The organism is Bacteroidota bacterium (assembly GCA_039714315.1).
In the GTDB taxonomy this organism is placed as follows: Bacteria; Bacteroidota; Bacteroidia; order Flavobacteriales; family JADGDT01; genus JADGDT01.
Genome location: JBDLJM010000226.1, coordinates 1 through 3,393, shown reverse-complemented (window position 1 = coordinate 3,393; position 3,393 = coordinate 1). Strand labels below are relative to the sequence as shown.

3 protein-coding genes are annotated in these 3,393 nt (G+C 35.1%); 1 reads left to right on the top strand and 2 read right to left on the bottom strand.

Annotated elements, in window-relative coordinates; genetic code table 11:
* Positions 1-60: 60 nt before the first annotated feature.
* Positions 61-423 (top strand): methylglyoxal synthase, encoded by a 363-nt coding sequence (locus ABFR62_13735; protein MEN8139480.1) that lies wholly within the window; start codon positions 61-63, stop codon positions 421-423.
* Between the two features lie 129 nt (positions 424-552).
* Here the strand turns inward: ABFR62_13735 and ABFR62_13730 are convergent, their stop codons facing one another.
* Both ABFR62_13730 and ABFR62_13725 read right to left on the bottom strand, forming a co-directional pair.
* Positions 553-942 carry a RidA family protein gene (locus ABFR62_13730; protein MEN8139479.1) on the bottom strand — a complete coding sequence of 130 codons (390 nt, stop codon included), beginning with the start codon at positions 940-942 and terminating at the stop codon, positions 553-555.
* A 39-nt stretch (positions 943-981) separates the two neighbouring features.
* The coding region (locus ABFR62_13725; protein MEN8139478.1) for a putative LPS assembly protein LptD at positions 982-3,393 on the bottom strand (2,412 nt) is incomplete at its 5' end.

Below are 3,393 nucleotides of genomic sequence, written 5' to 3'. Positions count from 1 at the left end.
AATAACAGCTCATATCCAATAAAAACACTAACTTCGTTGTACACAAATTTTTTTGATAAAATGAATATTGCAATCATTGCCCATGACGGAAAAAAAGCAGAAATGATACAGTTTCTTATGGATTATAAAGCTGTCTTATTGCAAAAAGAAATCAATATTTTCGCTACCGGAACTACCGGCGAAAAAGCTGTAAAGGCAGGTTTTACAGTTAAAAAAGTATTATCAGGACCTATGGGTGGTGATGCTCAAATTGCCGCTATGGTCGCCGAAGGCGATATACAAATGGTCTTCTTTTTTAGAGATCCGTTAGAAAAACATCCACACGAGCCCGATATATCGATGCTTATGCGCTTATGTGATGTGCATGATATACCCTTAGCTACTAACCCTGCTTCGGCTGAGTTAATGATACGGGCTATTTAAGGGTCTGTCTGAAAGAGTTATCAGAACCGTCTTTTCGAGCGCAGTCGAGAAATATATCAAACTGTAATTCAAAGACTAATATTCTCGACTGCGCTCCAATTGACAAAAAAATTACTTTTTAGCTTGCCTCTAACGCTCACTAACAGCAATTACAGAAATCTCAACAGCCACACCTAAAGGTAATTTTGCAACTTGCACTGTTTCTCTTGCCGGAGCTGTTCTTTCGTCAAAATAGGCTCCATAAACTTCATTTATGTCTGCAAAATCATCCATGTCTTCTATAAAAATAGATGATTTGACCACATTGCTAAAACTCAAATCAGCCTCGGTTAGGATAGCTTTCAGGTTTTGCATTACTTGTTTTGTGGCATCTTTAATTCCGGTTTCAACCAACTTACCTGTCTCAGGATTCATAGGTATTTGACCTGAAATATATAAAGTGCCTCCTGTAGTAAATACTGCTTGATTATAAGGCCCAATTGGCATGGGTGCTTTTGGTGTTTTAATGATTCGTTTCATATTTCTTATTTATGTGTTATAATTATTTTTTCTTACTATTTAGAAAAGCCTCTTATCCGGCATTTTTCTCTTGTCATATTTTAGATCACTCAATACCGATGATTTCACACCAATAAAGAAGTAATAGGTTTTTCTGGTTCCAAACGGCACCCAACTAAAACGCATTTTCCAACTATCTAAATCCCGTTGAAAGTTAAGACTGGTATGCCCCAAGCCTTTTCCTTTTAAGTCGTAACTCGAATTAAAACCGACACTCCATTTTGGACTCAACTCAACATCACCGTTAAACATCAGGGAATTTGAAGAGAACTCATTTTGGCGCTGTGCATTGCTATATTGCAACGAATACGATAAATTTAATGACCATGGTATTTTGGAGTGATACAACTTCGTTTTCTTTGTTTTTTCGTCTTTCTGATCGCCTTGATCTCTCATATCATTATCCGCAATTCCAGAATCTACACCTGTTTGATCACTATCTTTATCCGATTTTTCCTCTCTTTTAAAGGTTTTATCTGACAAACCATAACTCATTGTGACTCCGGCACGGGTTAACCTAAATAAACTACCACCATTTTCAATATTAAATTTGTTTATTCTATTTCCATTTGCATTAATTGCATAAGGGTCTAAACTTGCATTGACGTTGATACGTAATTTATTTTTAAACAGATTTGCCCCTGTATTCATTCCAACAGGTGACCAACGTAAGGTGTCGGCAGTTATATTGTAACCCGTAGAAAAATTTAAATTATTCAATAAATTTATTTTTTTTGCCTCTGTTTGAGTCGAATCTTTTGACATAATTTTTGCTTCAAAGGAATTACTTAAACTGATGCCAATATTGTTTGAAATTCCTTTTCCCGGAACGCCATAAATACTTCCTTGGTAGGGTGAATAAGTCTCTGTTTCTTCTGTCTCGGGGTTATAAACTTCTTCGTCATAAAAACTGAAATCCGGTCGATAACTATATGATACAGAAGGTCTAACTGTGTGACGTATGGCTTTTAATCTTCCTTTTTTAAATTTGAATGTACCGTAAATATTAGTCGATAAAGAAAGTCCGGTGCTGTATTCTCTTAATGCTTTAAATTTGCTTATTGTATCTGAAATAATGCTATTATCACCCTCGCTATACTTTTTTTCAATATAATCAAAATACCAGGTCTCTTTATAATTAGCATTTGGATTCACAGTAAAATAGTTGAATAATTTCATATTTGTACTTAAGCTGGCATTGTGCTTTATTCCTGATTTTGCTTGATCAAACATTTCCTTTTTGAAGAAATATTCGTCAGTTGTATTAATACGATAATCACCGGCCATATTATAACTCAAACTCAGTTTGTGTAATGGATTCTTTGAGGAACCACTCTTTGGTGCAAACGGATAAATACGATCCATGCTCAATTGTAATGATGGTAATGACATGGTAATTTTTTCAGTATCTGTAACTTGTGAATGTGTTGCTGACAAGCTCAAGTTGAAAGGAGTTCCTACAAATCGTTTTGAAAAAGACACAGAAGAACTCAATTGGTTTTTTAAATAAGCATTGGTACTATATTCATTTAATGACTGTCGATAATACTTACTACTCCCTAGGTTTACAGATGCTGATAAACGCGCATTGGGATTTGCTGTTGCATCTTGGCTGTGTGTCCACCTGATATTATAATTTGAACTTTTGCTATAGTCATCAAAACCTCTAAGACTGTAGATTACATTGTCATATTTAAACCCGACATTTCCGTTAAACTTATAACGTAAAGAGTAGTTACTGTTAGCCCTAAAACTCCAACTACCATTTGTGTAAACATCTCCGGTCAATGCCAAATCGAAATAATCGTTTAAAGCAAGGTAATAACCCCCATTTTGTAAAAAATAACCTTGTTGCGAAGACTCACCCCAAGTAGGCATTAAAATACCGGACGTGCGTGTTTGAGTTAACGGAAAATAGGCAAATGGAAGCCATGCCGGTGTTGGCACATCAGCAATAAACAATTGTGAAGCTCCTGCAATAATTTTCTTCTTGGGTACTATCTTGGCCTTGTTAATTCCTATATAATAATCAGGATTTATCTTTTTAGAAGTGGTAATCACAATGTCTCTTACATATATCGTTGAATCATTTACTTTTTTGCTGACTCCACTTCCCATAATAATACCATTGTCTTGCTCTGAATTCAAACCCCAGATCAAGGCTTTTTCAGTATCATAATTAACCATAATAGAGTCTTGAGTTGACTCTTCAGCTCCTTGTTTGAAGTAGGGTATTTGTGTATAACCGGTACTGTCTTTAATACCTCTGGCAATGATTAAATTCTTTTTATAATCAATAACAATAACACCAGCTTCCAAATCAACATCTTGATAGTGTAATTTTGCTTTGTTATATAAGGTTGTGATATTCTTTACGACATCTATTTGTATATACTCTTCTGCCGAGTGATC